Annotated in this window: 10 protein-coding genes; 4 read left to right on the top strand and 6 right to left on the bottom strand. The window is 69.9% G+C overall.

The features are described from left to right. Nucleotides 1-353: 353 nt before the first annotated feature. Genes D7X96_RS29225 through D7X96_RS29210 form a run of 4 tightly spaced genes read right to left on the bottom strand, consistent with a single transcriptional unit; the run spans nt 354 to nt 10,787 of the window. Entirely contained in the window at nt 354-2,090 is a 1,737-nt protein-coding gene (locus tag D7X96_RS29225; RefSeq protein ID WP_121723297.1) for an acyl-CoA dehydrogenase family protein, read from the bottom strand. After that, nucleotides 2,087-2,815, bottom strand: a complete 729-nt coding sequence (locus D7X96_RS29220; RefSeq protein ID WP_121771263.1) for a thioesterase II family protein — start codon at nt 2,813-2,815, stop codon at nt 2,087-2,089. The genes D7X96_RS29225 and D7X96_RS29220 overlap by 4 nt, the downstream gene beginning before the upstream one ends. Beyond that, nucleotides 2,812-5,751 (bottom strand): type I polyketide synthase, encoded by a 2,940-nt coding sequence (locus D7X96_RS29215; RefSeq protein WP_121771262.1) that lies wholly within the window; start codon nt 5,749-5,751, stop codon nt 2,812-2,814. Before D7X96_RS29215 ends, D7X96_RS29220 begins: the two co-directional genes overlap by 4 nt. Beyond that, entirely contained in the window at nt 5,748-10,787 is a 5,040-nt protein-coding gene (locus D7X96_RS29210; protein WP_121771261.1) for a non-ribosomal peptide synthetase, read from the bottom strand. Before D7X96_RS29210 ends, D7X96_RS29215 begins: the two co-directional genes overlap by 4 nt. Before the next feature lie 344 nt (nt 10,788-11,131). Here D7X96_RS29210 and D7X96_RS39685 point away from each other — a divergent pair, with 344 nt between their 5' ends. From D7X96_RS39685 to D7X96_RS29190, 4 genes are all read left to right on the top strand, one after another. After that, nucleotides 11,132-11,452, top strand: a complete 321-nt coding sequence (locus D7X96_RS39685) for a hypothetical protein (protein ID WP_147468426.1) — start codon at nt 11,132-11,134, stop codon at nt 11,450-11,452. A gap of 242 nt (nt 11,453-11,694) precedes the next feature. Next, nucleotides 11,695-14,076: an RCC1 domain-containing protein gene (locus D7X96_RS29200; RefSeq protein WP_121771259.1), complete on the top strand. Its 2,382-nt coding sequence runs from the start codon at nt 11,695-11,697 to the stop codon at nt 14,074-14,076. Between the two features lie 19 nt (nt 14,077-14,095). Then, a complete protein-coding gene (locus tag D7X96_RS29195; RefSeq protein ID WP_121771258.1) occupies nt 14,096-16,471 on the top strand; it encodes an RCC1 domain-containing protein in 2,376 nt (791 codons plus the stop codon). Nucleotides 16,472-16,686: 215 nt separating this feature from the next. Next, nucleotides 16,687-18,990 carry a Kelch repeat-containing protein gene (locus D7X96_RS29190; RefSeq protein ID WP_121724273.1) on the top strand — a complete coding sequence of 768 codons (2,304 nt, stop codon included), beginning with the start codon at nt 16,687-16,689 and terminating at the stop codon, nt 18,988-18,990. A 113-nt stretch (nt 18,991-19,103) separates the two neighbouring features. Here D7X96_RS29190 and D7X96_RS29185 read toward each other — a convergent pair whose 3' ends face one another. Both D7X96_RS29185 and D7X96_RS29180 read right to left on the bottom strand, forming a co-directional pair. Next, the gene (locus tag D7X96_RS29185) at nt 19,104-19,889 is read right to left on the bottom strand and encodes a pirin family protein (protein WP_233610017.1); all 786 of its coding nucleotides are present in this window, start codon (nt 19,887-19,889) and stop codon (nt 19,104-19,106) included. After that, nucleotides 19,886-20,539 (bottom strand): DsbA family protein, encoded by a 654-nt coding sequence (locus tag D7X96_RS29180; protein WP_244219768.1) that lies wholly within the window; start codon nt 20,537-20,539, stop codon nt 19,886-19,888. Before D7X96_RS29180 ends, D7X96_RS29185 begins: the two co-directional genes overlap by 4 nt. Nucleotides 20,540-20,760: the final 221 nt, after the last annotated feature.

The following is a 20,760-nucleotide window of genomic DNA, read 5'->3' as shown; positions in this document are numbered from 1 at the left end:
TGAGGGAGCGCAAACCTGTCCGACTGTCCGACAGGTTCAGCCATCCGGTGAACCGGCACTCCCCTGTGCCGTGGGCACGGCGAACCTGTCCGACTGTCCGACAGGTTTCCGTGGGCGTGAGGCCGGTGCTGCTTCGGGCCTCGGGCGACTTGAACCTGTCCGACAGTCCGACAGGTTTTCGCTGGGTGACGGGCCGACGCGACTTTGGGCCTTGAGTGGCACGAACTTGTCCGACTGTCGGACAGGTTTTGCGAGGTCGCCTCCGGCGGGGGCAACCTGGCTCATATGCGGTCAAAGAAGCTTGGCTGCCGCAATGACAACCTGGTGGTTGATTGCGCAGCGCACCGTGAGGCTCACCTCCGCATGAGGATGTCGCTCAGCAGGAAGTCGAGCGTGTCTCCGGACAACCAGCGCTCGCTCACTCCCGCGAAGTCCGGCTCCGCGTCGGCGTCGAGCTGGCGCCACAGGTCTTCCATGCGGTAGCGCGCGGCGGTGCAGTAGACGTCCGCCAGGGCTTCGGCGTGGGTCTTGGCCAGGGACGACGCGTGGGCCAGGGTCACGGACATGGTGAACAGCTCGTTGCACAGCTGGTTCATCAGGATGAGCGTCCGCTGGCGCGCGTACAGGACACCCGGATCCGCGTAGCGGCGCGACAGGTCCAGGCTCCGCTTCGCGAGCCGGTGGACCTCCCGGGCCGTGTGCTGGAGATGGTCGCGGTTGCGCGGGGACAGGTGCTCTTTCACCGGGAGCGGGGCAGGGGGCGACTCCAGCTCCGCCGCGTGCGCGGCCGACGGGTAGTAGAGGGAGAAGAGTCCTTCCCGCGCGGCCTTGTGGTCCACGAGGAAGTCCACGCCGCCCGCGACCCGGAAGGCCCGGGCATCTCGCAGCGTGCGCTCCAGGGGAATCGGTGCGGCGCCCCGGGCGGCCTTGCTCTCCGATGTCTCGTAGCCCTCCGCGGCGAGCAGCGACATCGTCCGGTCCGTGATGCGTGCGCAGGTCAGGGACGCGATGTTCTTGGCCGCCACCTGTTCGAACCAGCGCAGGGGCAGCGTGTCCGCCGTCACGCCCGTGAGACTCCAGCGGGCCACGCTCTCCATGGCGAAGACCTCCGCCGCCGTGGCGGACACCTGACGCTGGATCTCGTCGAAGTCTCCGAGCCTGCGCCCCTGCGCCAGGCGCCGGTGCAGGAAGTCGCGCGACCAGTGGAGGCACTTCTTGGAGAGCGCCAGCGACGCGGCCACGATGATGTACATGCGGCCCAGCGCGCTGAGCGGCTCCAGCAACGGCGTGTTCCGCCAGTGCTCCTGTGACATCGCGAGCATCCGCTCCTTGGGCACCCGCACGTTGTCGAAGCTCAGCGCGGCGATGGGCAGGCCTCGCAGCCCCATCAGGCCGTGCTCGGCTCGGACGTGGAAGCCGGGGCTGGAGGTCTCCACGAAGAAGAGGCTGATCTGCTCGCGGCCGTCCTCCTGGAGCGTGGCCGTGACGTTCAGCAGGTCCGCGATGGACCCGTTGCCAATGAAGACCTTCTCCCCGTTGAGGACGTAGGCCGTTCCGTCCTCCGTGGGCACGGCCGTGGTCGAGGCGCGCCGCACGGAGGCCCCGATGGGCTCCGTGTCGGCCCAACCGGAGATCACTCCGTCGGCGACGCGGCCCCGGACGTAGTCCTTGAGGGGACCGTCCTGCACGGCTTCGATGATGGCTCCCGCGCCCAGGCCGCTGTGGATGGCCAGCGTGTAGCCCACCGGCAGGCACACGCTCATCACGGCTTCGATGACGCGGAAGGTGTTCAGCATGGAGAGGCCCCGGCCTCCCAGCTCCCGCTCCACCTGGAGCTTGTAGTAGCCGCGTGAGCGCAGGGCCTCGCGCAGCTCCGGCGGGATGCGGCCCGCGCGCTCGATCGCGTCCGGGTCCACGTGCTCGCGCAGGAACTGCTCGACCTCGGCGATGACGGCGTCGCCCTGGCGGCGTTCCTCGGGGGCCTGTTCAGGGAAGGCTCGGACGAGGTCCCAGCGGAGCTTCCCCGCGAAGAGCTGGCCCAGGAAGCCCTCGCGGCTGCGGGTGGCGGGATGCAGTGGCTCGTGGCTCATGGGGTCTCCGTGATGAGGCGCAGGAGGGTGGGCTTCGCTTCGGGGTCCCGAAGGTAGAAGTGCCCGCCGGGCAGCAGGTGGAGCGCGAAGGGGCCGGTGGTGTGGACGCGCCACGGCTCCAGCTCCGCGCGGGGGAGGTCGTCCTGGAGGCCTCCCGTGACGGTCATCGAGCACGAGAGGGGTTCTCGGTCCTCGTGCCGGTGGGACTCCACGAGCAGCAGGTCCGCGCGCAGGCCCGGGAGGATGAGCTCGCGCAGCTCTTCGTCCTCGCGCAGCTCGTGGATCAGCTCTCCGTAGGTGGGCTCCAGGGCGGTGAGGAGTCCTTCCTCGTCCAGGTGGCTCGCGGGGACGCCTCGCGGGGGGAGCTGGGGTGCGGGGGCCGCGGAGAGGAACAATGCATCGGGAGGCGTCCGGCCCAGGTCGCGCAGACGGCGGGCCGTCTCGAACGCCACGAGCGCCCCCAGACTGTGGCCGAAGAACGCGAAGGACGCACCGAAGTCCACCGCGCGCACCAGCGCGTCCACCAGTTCATTCAACCGCGTGAACGGTGCTTCCTCCGCCCGAGCCCCACGGCCCGGGAACTGAACGCCCCAGACCTCGAGGTCCGGGAGCAGGTCCGCCCAGCGGACGTATTCGCCCACGGAGCCGCCGCTGTGCGGGAAGCAGAAGAGGCGCACGGGGGCTTCCGGACGCCGGATGCGGCAGGCGAGCCAGGGAGAGGTCATGCTTCAGAGGACTCCGCGATGAAGCGCGTCAGCCGGGCCACGGTGGGTGCGCGGAAGATGGCCTTTACCTTGAGGGGCGTGGCGACATGCGGACGCAACCGCGCGATGAGCTGCGCCGCCATCAACGAGTCGCCCCCCAACGCGAAGAAGTTGTCGTGGAGCCCGACCCGCGCCAGCCCCAGGACCTCCGCGAAGGCGGCAGCGACCCGGCGCGCGACGTCGTCGCCGGGCAGCTCGGGCGCTGCGGGCGCGACGGCAGGGGCTGCTTCGGTCGTGGGCGTGCCCGGTGCCTTAACGAGATAGCGCTGACGTTCGAACGGGTACGTGGGCAGAGGCACCCGGCGACGTGAGGCGCCCCCGTGCAGTCCCTGCCAGGAGAGCTGCACACCCGCGCTCCATAGACGTCCCGCGGCGGTGAGCGCGCTGACCGCATCCGGCGTGTTGTCCGAGGGATGGGGGAGGGTGGCCACCGTGAGGTGCGGCCCCACACCGGGGTTCTGCCGGGCCAGCGTCGCCAGGGTTCGCCCCGGTCCGACCTCCAGGAAGATGCTGGCCGGTCCGGCGAACAACGTGTCCAACGCGTCGCCGAAGCGCACGGTGTGGCGCAGGTGCGCGGCCCAGTATGCCGGGTCCAGGGACTCCTCCGCCGTGACCGCCACACCGGTGCGATCGGAGATCCACGGGACCTGCGGCGGACGCCGTTCGACGCGCTGGACGCAGGCGGTGAACGCGGCGAGCGACGGCTCGACGAGCGGCGAATGTCCCGCGCCCGGAATGCGCAGCAGCTTCGACTCCACGCCGCGTTCGCTCAGTCGCGCCTGGAGCGCTTCAATCTCCGCCACCGGGCCTGACACCGCGCACTGCGCGGGCCCGTTCACGGCCGCGAGCGCGAGGTCTCCGTTCAGCAGGGGCGACAGGTCCGACTCGGGCAACGGCACGGCCAGCATGGCGCCCGCGGGCAGACTCGCGAGGATGCGCGAGCGCTCCAGCACCAACCGCAGCGCGTCCTCCAGACGGAACACTCCGGCCACCGTGGCCGCGGCATAGGCCCCCAGGCTGTGGCCCACCACCACGGCCGGCTGCACGCCCCAGCGCTTCCACAGCCGAGCCACCGCGTACTCGATGACGAACACGGAGAGCTGACCCGTGACGAACTCGCCCATGCGAGCGGAGGCCTGCTCCAGCGCGCCGGCATCCGGATGGAGCACGTCTCCCAGGTCGAACCCGAGCAGCGGCGTCAGGTGCGCTCGGCACGCATCCACCGCTTCGCGGAACGCGGGCTGTGAGGCGTACAGCTCGCGGCCCATGCCCACGTGCTGTCCACCGTGGCCGGGGAACATGAACACCACCCGGCGCTCACCGGCTTCTTGATGCGCGGAGCCGTCCTGCTCCGAGAGGGCCCGAAGGACCTCCTCGGTGTCCTGGCCCACGGCGAACGCCCGGTGCTTGTGCGCGGCGCGGCCCACCTGGAGCGTCCAGGCGGCGTCTCCCAGGTCCACGTCCGGATGCGCACGCAGGTGCCCTCCCAGTCGCTCCACGGCACGGGCCAGCGGGGCGGGCCCGAGGGCGGACAGCACGAGCAACTGGGGCGTATTCGAACGCTTGGAGGAGCCGGGCAGGACGGGCGCCTCTTCCAGCACGGCGTGCGCGTTGGTGCCGCCGATGCCCAGCGAGCTGACTCCGGCACGCCGGGGATGACCGCCGGTGTCCCAGTCCCGCAGCTCCGTGTTCACTCGGAAGGGGCCGTGTTCGAAGTCGATCTCCGGGTTGGGCCGTTCGAAGTTCAGGCTGGGCGGCAGCTTCCGGTGCTCCAGCGCGAGCACCGTCTTGATGAAGCCCGCCACGCCCGCCGCCGCATCCGTGTGGCCGATGTTCGTCTTCACCGAACCCAGCCAGCAGGACCGGGGCTCGCGAGCACCGAAGGCCTTCGTCAGCGCGGCGACCTCGATGGGATCTCCCAGCCGCGTGCCGGTGCCATGCGCTTCCAGGTAGCTGATGCTCGCGGGGTCCACGCCCGCGGCGTGCAGCGCGGTCTCGATGACGCGGGACTGGCCTTCGACGCTCGGCGCGGTGAAGCCGATCTTGCCGGCGGCGTCGTTGTTGACGGCGGTGCCGCGGAGGACGGCGCGGAGGGTGTCCCCGTCCTCCAGCGCATCCGCCAGCCGCTTGAGCACCACGATCCCCGCGCCGTTGCTGCCCACCGTGCCCTGGGCCTTCGCGTCGAACGCGCGGCAGCGGCCATCCGGAGACAGCGGCCCACCCTCGCTGTAGTGGCCGAAGCGGGGCGGCACGTGCACCGACGCACCACCCGCCAGCGCGAGGTCACAGTCCCCCGCGAGCAACGCCTGCGCGGCCAGGTGGATCGCGACCAGGGACGTGGAGCACGCGGTCTGCACCGTGACGGCCGGTCCACGAAGCCCCAGCTTGTAGGCCACTCGGCTGGTGAGGAAGTCCACGCCCGTGGCCAGCCGGAGCTGCCAGTCACTGGCCCCCGCCAGCAGGTCCCTGCGGGCCCGCAGCGTGGACAGGTAGTCCGTCTCACTGCCTCCCGCGTAGACGCCAATGGCGCCCCGGTATCGAGCCGGATCATACCCGGCGTCCTCCAGCGCCTCTCGCGCGCACTCCAGGAACACCCGGTGCTGTGGGTCGAGCATCAAGGCCTCCTGCGGCGACATGCCGAAGGCCTCCGCGTCGAACCGGTCCGCGTCCGCGACCAGGCCGAAGGCGGGCACTGCTTCGCCCACGGCGCGCTCGGTGGGAGGTTCGGCGCAGGGCTGGCCGTCCGGACCGAAGAAGGTGATGGATTCGACGCCGCCGGCCAGGTTGGCCCAGAACTCGGCCGCGCTGGCCGCGCCGGGGAGGCGGCACGACAGGCCCACCACCGCGAGGTGCATGGAGCGGTCCTCTTCCTCCATCACATCGACGGGCGCGCTCATTCCGCGTCCTCGCGCGAACGGTCCGAGTTCAACCGTCCCTGCCGGCCCAGCAAGCGCGCACGGCCACTGCTGCGTTGCTGCTGGCGCTGGGCCTGCGCGGCCTCGGCCTCTCCACCATCGTCGTGTCCCTGGAGATGCCCGGCGAGCGCTCGGACGGTGGGGAACTCGAACAGCGTCACCATGGGCACGTCATGGCCCATGCGGTGCTTCAGCAGGTACTGCACCTGGGCCAACAACAACGAGTGGCCCCCGAGATCGAAGAAGTTGTCCTCCGCGCCCACGCGCTCCAGGTGCAGCGTCTCGCACCAGATGGCGGCGATGCGCCGCTCGTGTTCGTTCGCGAGCGGGACCTGGGGGGCGTGGGTTCCGGGCGTGGGCTCGGGCAGCGCGCGTTCATCCACCTTGCCGGCGTGGGTGAAGGGCAGCGCCTTCAGCTCCACGTAGGCGGAGGGAATCATGTACGCCGGCAGCTCACGGGCCAGGTGTTCGCGCAGCCGCGCCGGTGTCGGCAGGGCCTGACCCGTGACGGGCACCAGATAGCCGACCAGTTGGGGCGACCCACTGGGAGGCGTCCACGCGCGGACGTGCGCCTCCGCGAGTCCGGGATGCGTGCGCAGGCGGATGGCGACCTCCGCGGGCTCCACGCGGAAGCCTCGGATCTTGAGCTGCGCATCCATGCGGCCCAGGAACTCGAGCATCCCGTCCGGCCGGCATCGGACCCGATCGCCCGTGCGGTACATGCGCGCGCCGGGCTGTGCCGCGTACGGGTCGGGGACGAAGCTCGAAGCGGTGAGGTCCGGGCGGTTCAGATAGCCGCGCGCCACACCGGCGCCGCCGACGTACAGCTCTCCCGCGACGCCCGTGGGCACGGGTTGCAGCTCCGCGTCGAGGACGTAGGCCGTGGCCCCATCGATGGGCTGACCGATGGAGGGCAGTGCGGCCTCCGGCCCCGCGGGCAGCACCTCGCCGGAGGTGGCGGTCACGGTGGTCTCGGTGGGGCCGTACTGGTTGAAGAGCCGCCACGGCAGTCCGGGCACGGGACGCGCGTGCAGCCGGTCTCCGCCCGCGAGCACCGTGCGCAATTCGCACGACGCCGGCCATGGCAGGGCGAGCAGGCGCTCCGCGAGCGCGGTGGGCAGGTCCGTGAAGGTGATGCGTTCGGAGATGATCCAGGTCTGGAGCCGTTCCGGAGAGAGGCGCACGTCCTGTCCCGGGACATGCAACGTCGCGCCCGCCGTGAGGGCCGGCCAGAGCTCCGCGACGGATGGATCAAACGCGGGCGAATAGAGCAGCGTGGTGCGGCTGTCCGCCGTCAATCCGAACGCGCGCCGGTGCCACCCGACAAGGTGGGCCAGTGCACCGTGCTCCACCACGACACCCTTCGGCACGCCCGTGGATCCCGAGGTGTACATGACGTACGCCCGCTGTCCGGCTCGCACCGAAGTGGGCAGGTCACCCCGGGGCGTGCCGGGGCCATGGAACGCTTCGATGCGCACGCGCTCCACCGTGGCGGGGAGCCGTTCCGCGAGCAGACCGGTGGTGACCACATGGCGCACGCCCGCATCGCGGAGGATGAGTGCGATGCGCTCGGCTGGATGCTCCGGGTCCAGGGGCAGGAAGGCGGCACCGGTCAGCATGACGCCCAGCTCGGCCGTCACCAGCTCCGCGCCGCGAGGCGTGCAGACTCCGATGACCGACTCCGCGCCTGCGCCGTGCGCCTGGAGCTGTTCGGCGAGCAGCGTCGCTCGCCGGACAAGTTCCGCGTAGGTGAGGGCGCCTGCCTCGTCGCGCACGGCCACCGCATCCGGAGTCCGCAAGGCCTGGGCCAGGACCTGTTGATGCACGGGCGGTTCAGCACCGGCGGCTGTCGCGGTCCCGAGGCGCCCCTGCCGATCCGCGTCCGAAAGCATCGGCAGTCGCGACACGGCGGTGCCAGGGCTGGCCACCGCTGCTTCCAGCAACCGGAGGAAGTGCCCGGCCATCCGCTCCATCGTCGAGCGGTCGAACAGGTCCCGGTTGTACTCCCAGATGAGCGAAATGCGCGCGTCGCCGCGCTCCTTGTCGCCCAGGTACCGGCCCGCGTGCGGAATGGCGACGACGTCCAGGTCCACCTTCGACGAACCATTGCCCCGCTCGAAGATGGTGCACGACGCATCGCCCAGCCGGGGACTCCGCACGGCCGAGTCGTGGAAGCTGAACATGGCCTGCACGAGCGGATTGCGGCTCGGGTCGCGCTTCACGCCCAGGCCTTCAATCAACTTGAGGAAGGGATACGTCTGGTGCTCGGCCGCTTCGACGGTGAGGTCCCGCACCTGACGGACCAGCTCGCGGAACGACGGCGCGCCGGAGACGTCACACCGCAGGACCACGGCGTTGACGAACATGCCGACGACGTCCTCGATGTTCCGGATACCGGCCCGCGCCGCGAACGCCGAACCGATGCACAGGTCCTGCTCTCCGGTGTAGCGATGCAGCAGCGTGGCGAACGCGGCGAAGAGGGCGTTGAAGAGGGTCACGCCCTCCTGCTGACAGAAGGCACGCAAGGCGCCGGGCAGGGCAGGGGGCAGCTCCAACCGGAGCAGGTCGCCGTTGAACGTCTGCACGCGGGGACGCGGATGGTCGGTGCGCAGCGGCAGCACCTCTGGAGCCCCCGCCAGCCGCTTGCGCCAGTAGTCGATCTGCGCCTTCATCGCCGGACCTTCGAGCGCCTCGCGCTGCCACGCCGCGAAGTCGCGGTACTGCACCGGAAGCTCCGGCAGCGGAGAGGCTTCGCCGCGCAGGTACGCGTTGTAGAGCGCGTCCAGCTCCCGCATCAGCACGGAGAACGACACGCCGTCGTGGACGACGTGATGCTCCACGAGGACCAGCTCATGGTCCTCCGGCGTCAGGCGGATGAGGGTCCACCGGGCCAGCGGCGGTTCGAAGAGAGACAGGGGCCGCCGCAGCTCCTGGCGAAGCGACTCTTCGCGCCGGTGTTCGCGTTCGTCCGGGGGCAGGGCGGACAGATCGATCAGCGGGACCTGCACCGGCGTCACGGGGAGGACGCGCTGCCACGGCCGGCCGTCGATCTCCTCGTAGGTCGTCCGCAGCAGTTCATGCCGCCGGGTGATCTCCGTCAGCGCACGTTCGAGCACCGCCAGGTCCAGCCCTCCGAGCACCCGAAGCGTCGTCTGCGCCTGGTAGGAGATGCTGCCGGGGGACAGCTTCTGGAGGAACCAGACCTGTTCCTGCTGCACGGACAGGGGAGCCCGTTCGGGATCGGCGACTTGAGTCACGGGCGGCAACGCGTCCTTCGCCGGAAGGGCCCGGCGCGACTCCAGCACGTTCGCCAAGCGCGAGATGCGCCGGTGACCGAAGAGCTCCGTCAGTGACAGCGGAAGGCCCAGCACCTCCGCGACGCGAGCGGTGATCCGCGTGGCCAGCAGTGAGTGGCCGCCCAGCTCGAAGAAGTCGTCTTCGATACCAATGCGCTCCAGGCGCAGCTCTTCTTCCCACACCCGCACGAGCCCGCGCTCCAGCTCCGTACCGGGAGCGACGTAGGCAGTGCTCCGGGTCGCATGGGCTTCGGGCATGGGGAGCGCCCGTGCGTCCACCTTGCCGGTGGCGCCCAGGGGCAGGGCGTCCATGACGACGAAGGTCCGGGGGATCATGGCCTCGGGGAGCCAGGCGCGGAGGTGTTCGCGAAGCTGCTCCGTCCCCGGAACGGCCCGAGCATCCTTCGGCGCGAACCACGCCACGAAGGAGAGGTCCTGGCCCTCGGTGCCGCGAGCCAGGACGTGCGCGGCCCCGATGTGCGGATGGGTCAGCAGCGCGGCGGTGATCTCCGCGGGTTCGATGCGGATGCCGCGGACCTTCACCTGATGGTCGGAGCGGCCGTGGAACTCCAGCGAGCCATCCGGCAAACGGCGGCCCAGGTCGCCCGTGCGATACAGCCGCTCGCCACCGAAGCGGGAGAAGGGATCCGGAATGAAGCGGTCGGCGGTCAGGTCCGGTGAGCCCACATAACCGCGAGCCAGTCCCGGGCCGCCGATGAACAGCTCCCCTGTTTCGCCAGTCGCCACGGGTGTCAGGTCCGGACCGAGGACGTGGACCTCCACGCCGTCGATGGGCCGGCCGATGGATGGCAGCCCGTCACCGGGAGGGACGACCCCGGACGTGATGTAGATGGTGCACTCGGCGGGGCCGTAGCCGTTCACGAGCTGGAACGGCAGCCCGGGTCTGGGGCGCAGGTGCAACCGGTCACCACCGGTGAGCATCCAGCGCAGGGCGCAGGACTCGGGCCAGGACAGGGGGAGGACACGCTCGGCCAGCGGCGTGGGCAGGAAGACGCAGGTGATGTCCCGGGCGAGCAGCCATTCCTGAAGCCTCACGGGGGACAGGCGGGTCTCCTCGTCGGGAGGCAGCTCCAGGCGCGCGCCCGCGGCCAGCGACGGCAGTAGGGCCATGACCAACGCGTCGAACCCGGGCGAAGCCACCACGCCAATGCGATCCGCTGGCGACAGGCCGAACGTGTCCAGGTGGTACCCGGTGAAGGACGACAGGGCCCGGTGGCTGATCATCACGCCCTTGGGCAACCCGGTGGAGCCCGAGGTGTGGATCACATACGCGAGGTGATCCGGATCGACAGGGACGCCCGGGTTGACGTCCGGGAACGTTTGGGCATCCGGGGCCAGGCTCTGGATGCCGTCCGCCGCGAGCCGGTCCACGGCCGGGCCGGTGCCGATGACGAACCGGGCCCCTGAGGAGACAGTCATGTACCGCAGGCGTTCGGGAGGGGCGGACGGGTCCAGGGGGAGCCACGCCGCACCGGCCTTGAGGACGCCCAGGACGGAGGCCACCAGCTCCACGCTGCGAGGAAGGCACACGCCGACGAGGACATCCGGCCCGGCGCCCCGAGCCCTCAGCGCATGGGCCAACCGGTTCGCCTGAGAATTCAGCGCGGCATGGGTGATGGAGCGGGCCCGGGAAGCGACGGCGAGCTGGGAGGAAAGTTCGGTCGCTCGTCGCTCGACGAGCTGATGGACGGGGGGCAGCAAGAATCCTCCAACCGGCGCCGCACCCGTCCGAATGAAATCAAGCGCTTAGCGGATTTGGGCCGTTTTCGGGATTTTACATGACCCGGTGACGCACCGTGAGACAGGGCTGTCTCATGGCCCGAAGCGTCCCCTGAAACCTCCCCGGCCGATACCTGGACGGGAAGGGTCCGCCGGGTCGTGGATTCGAGCCTCACTTGCCCGCAATGACAGACTCCAATTCCGGGGCCACTGAACAGAACGGGCAGAGAACGGCTTGGAGGCAGCGAATGTCTGTGCATTATTTCAGCCGCGTCGACTCAGTGATGCTGGCAGGTCACGCACGTTCCCGAGGACGGAGCACACACATGCGCATGCTGATGAAGTCCCTGATGGCTGTCTCGGCGGTCCTTACCCTCGCACCCACGTCCGCGCTGGCCCGGTGGCCCGACTGTGACCTGTGGTGCACTGAGATTGAGCATTCGATTGTCCCTTGCTCCTGGCATTGCACGAAGCCCTTTGGCTACGAGTTCACCACCTGCGGTGAGTGGGTGGCCTCCTACGGGTACCAATATCCGGACGCCGTCTGCGCGCCGGGCATCGCGGCCCCCGAAGCGTCTTGCGATGCCATGACGCAGGATTCCGAGGAGGGTTCGGAGGACGTCTGCCGCGCGCCCGAGGAGGGCTGATGAACGGTGGCTGAAGGCGTCAAGCTCACGACGCCCCCCGCGTTCAACGACAGGGATCGCACGGCGGTGACGGCGGCGCCGGAGACGAGCGCCGTCAGCACCAGCAGCCCGAGCAGCGACGAGACCGGAAAGGAGCCAGGCGGGGAGGTCGGGTTGGACCACCGTGGCGCTGGGGCGACTCAGGCGCAACCGCGCGAGCCCTTCCGTAGAGTCCCGCGCTTCTCAACCTGGCGGAGAAGTCCATGGGGCGCGTGCGTCGAAGCGGGCTGGCATGTCTGGCATTGAGCCTGGTGCTGGCCTTGGTGGGTTGTAGTCAAGAGCGGCAGCCGGCCCCGGAGGGCAGCGCGCAGGCGGTGGTGACGTTGCCGCAGGCCTTGAGCGCCAGCGACGTGACGCGCGTGGAGCTCACGGTGAGCGGCACGGGGATGACGACGCGCACGGACGCGCTGGTGAAGACGGGTGGGCAGTGGGGTGGGGTGCTGGGGCAGCTGCCCGCCGGCACCGGGCGCACGTTCAGCGCGCAGGCCTTCGATGCTTCGAACACCGTGCGCTACTCCGGTCAGGCGACCGACGTCGCGATCCAGGCCAACCAGACGACGGCCGTCACGCTGCTGCTGCAGGAGGTGAATGCACCCGCGCCCTTTAACAACTCGGCGCCTCGCATCCTCTCCCTGGTGGCCAGCCCCGGCACCGTGGCTCCGGGAGGGCAGGTCGCGCTGCAGGCCACCGCGGACGACCTCAACTCGGGTGACTTGCTCACGTATGCGTGGACGGCGCCCTCCGGCAGCTTCAGCGCGCCCTCCAGCCTTGTCACCGCGTGGACGGCGCCGGCTTCGGCCGGGCAGGTGGCACTGACGCTGACGGTGACGGACTCCAAGGGCGCCAGTGCTGCGCTGAGCGTCACCATCACGGTGAGCACTGGGAACGGTAGCGCCGCCGTCAACGTGTCCTTCAACACCTGGCCGTGGGTCGCGGGGATGACCGCGGCGCCTTCGTCCGTCACCGTCGGCCAGTCCACCCAGGTGATGGCCTCCGCGAGCGACAGCGACAACGACCCGCTCAGCTACCAGTGGACGGCCTCGTGCGCGGGCTCATGGGCGAATGTCACCTCCGCGAGCGCCAGCTTCACCCCTTCGGCACAACCCGCTGGCGGCATCTGCACGCTCAGCGTGCTGGTGCAGGACGGCCGAGGAGGCAAGGGCACCGGCAGCCTTGGCGTCTACGTGTCGGCCTCGCCCACCACGGCCCAGTTCCCACCGGAGGTGGTGGAAACGTTCCACTCGATCGCCACCGTGCCGGCGCAGGGGGACACCGTCGTCTTCCGGGCCAGGGCGCGAGACCCACAGGGCAGCGCGCTCTCCTTCACCTGGACGGCGAACGCGGCCGGGCTGGGCACGGCCAGCGACGGCACGACGACCAGCGAGGTGCTCTGGACGGCGGGCGCCTGCCTGACCTCGGGCACGTCACTCAAGGTGACGGTGACCGTCCGCAACGCGCTGGGATTGTCCGCCAGCGCCTCCATGGTTTTGGAGGGCGGCACGCCGTGCACTCCTTCTCCGAAGCGCGTGGCCTGGATCGCCGCGGGGGGCGCGCACAGCCTGGTCGTGAGGCAGAACGGCACCGCGGCCGCGTGGGGCCACAACGGCTACGGGCAGCTCGGGGACGGGACGAACGTGGACCGGCTCCTGCCCGTGCCGGTCCAGGCAGAAGAGCTCACGGGGGCCACGGCCCTGTCCGCGACCGCCTACCACACGCTGGCGCTCAAGCAGGACGGCACCGTGTGGGGCTGGGGGTACAACGACTCCGGCCAACTGGGGGACACCGTGGACGTGGTCCGAGTGACGCCGGCGCCGCTGGCCGGTCTCACGGGCGTCACGGCCCTGGCCTCGGGGACGTACCACTCGCTCGTGCTCAAGCAGGACGGCACCGTGTGGGCCTGGGGCCTCAACAACCTGGGCCAGCTGGGAGATGGGACGACCGTCAACCGCACGGAGCCGATGCCTGTCACGGATCTCACCGGTGTCACGGCACTGGCCGCGAGCACGTACCACTCGCTCGCCTTGAGGCAGGACGGCAGCGTGTGGACCTGGGGCTACAACAGCTCCGGGCAGTTGGGAGATGGGACGACCGAGCGCCGCTTCACGCCCGTGCGGGTGCAGGGGCTGACGGGCGTGTCCACCATCGCCGCGGGGCTCGTCCATTCACTCGCGCTCAAGCAGGACGGCACCGTGTGGGCCTGGGGAAGGAACACCGATGGTCAGCTTGGAGATGGGGTGGGCGTGAACAGCCCCGTGCCGGTGCAAGTGCTGGGGCTGACGGGCGTGTCGGCGATCGCCGCAGGGGCCTATCACTCGCTGGCGCTGAAGTCGGACGGCACCGCGTGGACCTGGGGGCGTAACGGCACGGGGCAGCTCGGAGATGGGACGATCGTGGGCAGCCTCACACCGGTGAAGGTGCAGGGACTGACGGCGGTGACGGCCCTGGCCGGAGGCGACGCGCATTCACTGGCGTTGCTGCGCGACGGCACCGTGTGGGCCTGGGGCTTCAACGCCGAGGGCGAGCTGGGCGATGGAACGACGAACGACAGCGCCGTGCCCGTGCGGGTGCAGGGCCTCGAGAACTGAGCGGTAGAGGGAGCGGCACATGCGAACAGAACGTCGAAGCGGGATGGCGGTGCTGGCCCTGGGCCTGGTCCTGGCATTGGCCGGGTGCGGTAGCTCACAGGCAGTGGTGGGTGCACCGGAAGGCAGCGCGCAGGTGGTGCTGACGGTGCCTCAAGCCCTCAGTGCCAGCGACGTGGTCCGCGTGGAGCTCACCGTGTCCGGCACGGGGATGACGACGCGCACGGATGCCCTGGTGAAGACGGGCGGGCAGTGGGGTGGGGTGCTGGGGCAGTTGCCTGCGGGCACCGGGCGCATCTTCAGCGCGCAGGCCTTCGATGCTTCGAACACCGTGCGCTACGCGGGCCAGGTGGCCCCCGTCACGATCCAGGCCGGGCAGACCACGGCCGTCACGTTGCTGCTGCAGGAGGTGAATGCACCTGCGCCCTTCGACAACGCGGCGCCGCGCATCCTCTCCCTGGTTGCGAGCCCTGGCACCGTCGCACCGGGCGGCCAGGTGACGCTCCAGGCAACGGCGGAGGATCCCAACACAGGCGACTCGCTCACGTACGCGTGGACGGCGCCCTCCGGCAGCTTCAGCGCGCCGTCCAGCCTTACCAGCGTTTGGACGGCACCAGCGGCAGCGGGGCAGGTGGTGCTGACGTTGACGGTGACAGACTCCAAGGGCGCCAGCGCTTCTCTCGGCGTCACCATCACGGTGAGCACCGGGAACGGCAGCGCGGCCGTCAACGTCGCTTTCAACACCTGGCCCCAGGTGACTCGGGTGACCGCCCTGCCGTCCTCGGTCGACGTCGGCCAGGCTACCCAGGTGACGGCCTCCGCGAGTGACGCGGATGGGGACAGCCTCAGCTACCAGTGGACGGCCAACTGCGCGGGGACGTGGACGAATGCCACCTCCGCCAGCGCCGGCTTCACGCCCTCGGCCCAACCCTCCAGCGGCACGTGCACGCTCAGCGTGCGGGTGCAGGATGGCCGGGGCGGGCAGGGCACGGGCAGTCTCACCGTCTACGTTTCGACGTCGCCCACCACGGCGCAGTTCCCGCCCGAGGTGGTGGAGACGTTCCAGTCCGTTGCCTCGGTCCCCCCTGGCGGCGGCACCGTTGTCTTCCGGGTGAAAGCAAAGGACCCGCAAGGCAGCGCGCTTGCCTTCGCCTGGGCCACCAGTGCCGGCACGCTGGGCACGGCCACCAGCACCGCCACCACCAGCGAAGTCCTCTGGACGGCGCCCTCCTGCGTATCTTCGGGCACAACTGCCTCGGTGACTGCCACTGTCACCAACGCCCTCGGCCTCTCCACCCACTTCGCGTTCACCCTCCAGGGCGGCGCAGCCTGCGCTGCAAGCAGCGGGGCTCATTTCGTGGCGGGCAGGTTTCATAATCTCGCCGTGAAGCAGGACGGCACCGTCTGGGCCTGGGGAGATAACTCCCAGGGCCAGCTCGGCGACGGGACCACCACCCAGCGCCTCACGCCCTTGCAGGTGCCGGGCTTGACAGGCGTCGCAGCCCTTTCCGTTGGCACTCTCCACTCGCTAGCCGTGAAGCAGGACGGCACCGTGTGGGCCTGGGGCGACAACATCCAGGGCCAGCTCGGCGACGGGACCACCACCGACCGCCTCATGCCCGTGCAGGTGCCAGGCTTGACGGGCGTCGTGGCCCTCGCCGCTGGCAACTACCACTCGCTCGCCTTGAGGCAGGACGGCACCATCTGGGCCTGGGGGAACAACGCCCAGGGTCAGCTGGGCGATGGGACCACCACCCAGCGCCTCACGCCCGTGCAGGTACCAGGCTTGGCGGCTGTCGCGGCCCTTGCTGGTGGATTCTACCACTCGCTCGCCGTGAAGCAGGACGGCACCGTCTGGGCCTGGGGCAACAACACCGAGGGCGAACTTGGCGACGGGACAACCACCGACCGCCGCACGCCCTTGCAGGTACCGGGCTTGACGGGCGTCGCGGCCCTCTCCGCTGGCAACTACCACTCGCTCGCCGTGAAGCAGGACGGCACCGTCTGGGCTTGGGGAAACAACGCCCAGGGCCAGCTCGGCGACGGGACAACGACCCAGCGCCTCACGCCCTTGCAGGTGCCAGGCTTGACGGGCATCGCGGCCCTCGCGGGTGGCACCCTCCACTCACTCGCCGTGAAGCAGGACGGCACCGTCTGGGCCTGGGGCGACAACTCCCGGGGCCAGTTCGGCGACGGGACCACCACCCAGCGCCTCGTGCCTGTGAAGGTGCCGGGGTTGACGGGCTTCGTGGCCCCCTCCACTGGCGGTACTCACTCGCTCGCCGTGAAGCAGGACGGCACCGTGTGGGCATGGGGCGAGAACGCCCAGGGCAGGCTCGGCGATGGGACGACCATCAGCCGTTTCACACCTGTGCGGGTGTCGGGCCTGAACCTCTGACGAGGCGCTGGGCGCTTGCGTTTGGCAGGCGCCCAGATTCAACCGGCCAATCCATCCTCGCCGCGGGTCGTCATGGGTGCGCTACAGCAGACGCGGTCCCATTGGCAGACATCCGCGCAGGGATGTCGGGTTGGACCGCCGTGGCGTGACCTGACTCAGGAGCAGGTTCACGGGTACTGATTGTAGACTCCTGCGGCACCCGGGGGGAGAAGTCCATGATGCAAGAGAGTCGAAGCGGGCTGGCGTGTCTGGCTTTGGGCTTGGTGTTGGCATTGACCGGCTGCGGTGGCCACCAGCAGCCAGTGGCGGAGGGTAACGCGCAAGTAGTGGTGACAGCGCCGCAGGCGCTCAGTGCCAGCGACGTCACCCGCGTGGAGCTCACCGTGTCCGGCACGGGGATGACGACGCGCACCGACGCGCTGGTGAAGACGGCCGGGCAGTGGGGCGGGGTGCTCGGGCAGTTGCCCGCCGGCACTGGCCGCACCTTCAGCGCCCAGGCTTTCGACGCGTCCAACACCGTGCGCTACGCGGGCCAGGTGACGCCCGTCACCATCCAGGCTGCCCAGACGACAGCCGTCACCCTTCTCTTGCAGGAGGTGAATGCGCCGCTGCCCTTCGAGAACGCGGCCCCGCGCATCCTCTCGCTGGTGGCCAGCCCCGGCACCGTGTCGCCGGGCGGGCAGGTGACCCTCCAGGCCACCGTGGATGATCCGAACGCCGGGGACGTCCTCATCTCCGCCTGGACGGCCAGCACTGGCAGCTTCGGCGCCGCCTCCAGCCTCACCACTGCGTGGACGGCACCCGCCTTCGCTGGCCCCGTGGTGTTGACATTGACGGTGACGGACTCCAAGGGCGCCTCCGCGGCCTTGAGTGTCACCGTCGCGGTGAGCACCGGCACCGGCAGCGCAGCCGTCAACGTCACCGTCAACACCTGGCCCCAGGTGGCCACGGTGACGGCGCTGCCGTCTTCCGTGGTAGTCGGACAGGCGACGGCGGTGTCGGCCGTCGCGAGCGACGCGGACGGGGACAGCCTCTCCTACCAGTGGACGACCTCGTGCGCGGGCACGTGGGCGAATGCCACCTCGGCGAGTGCCGGCTTCACGCCTTCGGCGCAGCCGTCCGGCGGCACGTGCACGCTCACTGTGGTGGCCTCGGACGGCCGGGGCGGCCAGGGGCATGGGAGTCTGGGCATCTACGTGGGCCCGGGGACTTCAGGGCGCATCCCGCCCGAGGTAGTAGAGGCCTTCCAGTCGGTGGCCACGGCGCCAGCGGCCGGGGGCACCGTCGTCTTCCGGGTGAGGGCGAAGGATCCGCAGGGCAGCGTTCTCACCTTCGCGTGGACTGCGAGCACCGGCACGCTGAGCACCGCCACCAGCACCGCCTCCACCAGCGAAGTCCTCTGGACGGCTCCCTCCTGTGTTTCCGTGAGCACCACCATCATCGCAACCGTCACCAATGCCTTTGGCTTCACGGTCACCCAGAGCTTCGCAGTGACGGGGCTTCCTGCCTGTGGTCCATCGGGTTGGGCCTCGACGGGCTTCATGGCTACGCATCGCTACGGGCACATGGCGACGCTGCTGCCCACCGGCAAGGTTCTCGTCTCGGGAGGGCAAAGCAGGGTCAGCTATCTGGCGACGGCGGAGGTGTACGACCCGGCCTCGGGCACCTGGAGTGCCACCGGCTCCATGGCCTCACCTCGCTACCTCCACTCCGCGACGTTGCTGCCCAACGGCAAGGTTCTCGTCTCGGGAGGGCAGAGCGGGAGCAGCTACCTAGCGACGGCGGAGGTGTACGACCCGGCCTCGGGCACCTGGAGCACGACAGGCTCCATGGCCTCACCTCGCTACTACCACTCCGCGACGTTGCTGCCTAACGGCAAGGTTCTCGTCTCGGGAGGCTCCAACAGCAGCGGCTACGTCGCAGCAGAAGTGTTCGACCCGGCCACAGGCACCTGGAGCGCTGCCGGTTCCATGGCCTCGCCTCGTGACCAGCACACGGCGGCTCTGTTGCTCAACGGCAAGGTGCTTGTCTCGGGGGGAAGAGACAATAGCGGCGCCATCGCGACAGCAGAGGAGTACGACCCCGCCGCGAACACTTGGAGCACGACGGGCTCCATGACCTCAGCTCGCCGCGTCCACAAGGCGGCGTTGCTGAACAACGGCAAGGTGCTCGTCTCGGGGGGAATCAATTCGCTCACCCGCCTCGCGACGGCTGAAGTTTACGACCCGACCTCGGGAACCTGGAGCACGACAGGCTCCATGGCCTCAGCTCGCCGCGAACATTCGGCGACGCTGCTGCCCAACAGCAAGGTCCTCGCAGCTGGGGGCAATAATACGAGCGGTACCCTCGCGACGGCGGAAGTGTACGACCCGGCCTCGGGCACCTGGAGCACGACAGGCTCCATGGCCTCCTCCCGCGATGGCTACACCGCGACGCTGCTGCCCAATGGCCAAGTGCTCGTTTCGGGAGGGCTCACCGGTAGCAGCCCATTTGCGGCAGCGGAGTTGTACACGCCCTGAAACCTGCGAGGGGCCATCGCTATTCATGTTTCACATGAGCTTGCCCGGGCGGATGGTGCCTCCGCCCGGGCAGGGGATGGGCCCAATGAATCGCAGCCCGCCTCTCTGGAACATTAGGCCGCGACGTCAATCCAGAGCGCGCTGCAGTCCTGCGAGGCGCGCAGAGTCAGGCCTCCCCGGAGCAGCTGCGCCCCCTCGCCCCTGGCGAGGACTCGCCCTTGCCCCAATTGCAACGCGGCATCCAGGGACAGCAGATAGCCGGCTCGTCCCGGGGCCACCTCGAGTGCGGTCTCCTGTCCCACTGCCACGTCCAGCCACCACACGCGCGCGTCGCTCCGAAGGGGCATCGCCTCGTCACCGGCCACCAGGTGGCGGCCTCTTCGGGCGGCCTGCGGTACGGAGCGGCGGAAGTAGGCGGGTGCACCGCCGTGCTGCGTGGGGGCGAACCACAGCTGAAGCATCCGCGTGTCTTCATCCGTCTCGTTGCCCTCTGCGTGGAACATGCCGTCCCGGGCCGAGACCAACTGCGCCTCGCGGGGACGCAGGGTCGTTCCGTGGGACTGATCTCCGTGGTGGCTCAGCTCGCCACTGAGGACGATGCTCAGGATTTCCATCTCCCGGTGCGGGTGGAGCGGGAAGCGCGAGCGAGGCGCGAAGGTGGCATCCGCCAGGACCTGAAGACTGCCGAGCGGGCGTCCCATGCCTGCGCTGGGGCCCACGGTGGCGATGAAGTGGTCGTGCAGGCGCAACCACGACAGCTCCGTGACCGGCAAGGAGGAGAGGGGACGCAGACGGACATCCGCCACGGGCTCAGGCTTCGGAGACGAGGAACAGCCGAGCGCGGCGAGCCCCAACAATCGGGCGCCGCCGCGCACCAGCGCACGGCGGCCGAGCTTCACGCCTTGCCCCCTTCCGGCTTCATCGCTCGAGCCAGCGCCTCGACCATCCGCGGTCCAGTCACGAAGCCGCTCGCGAGCACTTCGACGCCGGCGCCATCACGGAAGAGCACGGTGGGGAACCCGCTCACGCCCAGGGCCCGGACCTCCTGGAGCTCGTTCGCCGTCGCCCGCTTCGCGTCCGCATGGTCGAACCGGCTCAGGAACACCCTGAAGTCGAGGCCGTGCGCGGCGCAGATGCTCTCGTAGAAGGACGCCACGGTCGGGTCCTCTCCCTCGGCGTAGAACTTCCGCTGAATGGCGGCGAACACCTCGTACGCGCGCGTCTCCGGTCCAGGTATCTCCTCGAGCATCCCGCGCATGACGACGAACGCGCGGCACGCAGGCTCGGTGTCGTAGTTGAACGCCGGCCGGTCGAGGAACCGGGTGGAGAACGGCTGCCCGGTGCGCGCGGCAATCTCTTCCCAGTGGTGGCGCAGGAAGCCCTTGAACCGCTCGTTCCAGGGGTCCCCGCCTCCCGGACGGAGCCCGCCCACCCGGATGCGGAAGGGGAGGCCCTGACGGTTTGCCTCCGCCTCCAGTTGGCGGAGCCCGGGCGAGCCTCCCCAGCACCAGGAGCACATCGGGTCCCCCACGTACAGCACCTCTCGCACGAGTTCCTTGGCGCTCGCCTCAGCGCTCTCCAGCTCCGCGCCAGGAAGCGCGCACGTCCCGGTCTCGGGGTCACACAGCGCCTGCGCCTCAAGGGGTGGGCTTGCCCCGATTTCGTGGACAGGTTCGTTAAGCTGCCGCACTTCGGGTTGAGGCGTTCCGCTCGTACTCCTCGGGGCTGACATAGCCGAGTGCGGAGTGCCTGCGGCGGCGGTTGTACCAC

Origin of the sequence: Corallococcus interemptor (assembly GCF_003668875.1) — a bacterium.
Taxonomy (GTDB): domain Bacteria; phylum Myxococcota; class Myxococcia; order Myxococcales; family Myxococcaceae; genus Corallococcus; species Corallococcus interemptor.
This window is presented reverse-complemented; position numbering and strand designations above follow the sequence as displayed.

Bases quoted from the DNA above. Each gene is read 5' to 3' on its own strand.
- D7X96_RS29190 (WP_121724273.1), top strand. From the start codon at position 16,687: ATGATGCAAGAGAGTCGAAGCGGGCTGGCGTGTCTGGCTTTGGGCTTG.
- D7X96_RS29225 (WP_121723297.1), bottom strand. From the start codon at position 2,090: ATGAGCCACGAGCCACTGCATCCCGCCACCCGCAGCCGCGAGGGCTTC.
- D7X96_RS39685 (WP_147468426.1), top strand. From the start codon at position 11,132: ATGCGCATGCTGATGAAGTCCCTGATGGCTGTCTCGGCGGTCCTTACC.
- D7X96_RS29195 (WP_121771258.1), top strand. From the start codon at position 14,096: ATGCGAACAGAACGTCGAAGCGGGATGGCGGTGCTGGCCCTGGGCCTG.
- D7X96_RS29200 (WP_121771259.1), top strand. From the start codon at position 11,695: ATGGGGCGCGTGCGTCGAAGCGGGCTGGCATGTCTGGCATTGAGCCTG.
- D7X96_RS29220 (WP_121771263.1), bottom strand. From the start codon at position 2,815: ATGACCTCTCCCTGGCTCGCCTGCCGCATCCGGCGTCCGGAAGCCCCC.
- D7X96_RS29215 (WP_121771262.1), bottom strand. From the start codon at position 5,751: ATGAGCGCGCCCGTCGATGTGATGGAGGAAGAGGACCGCTCCATGCAC.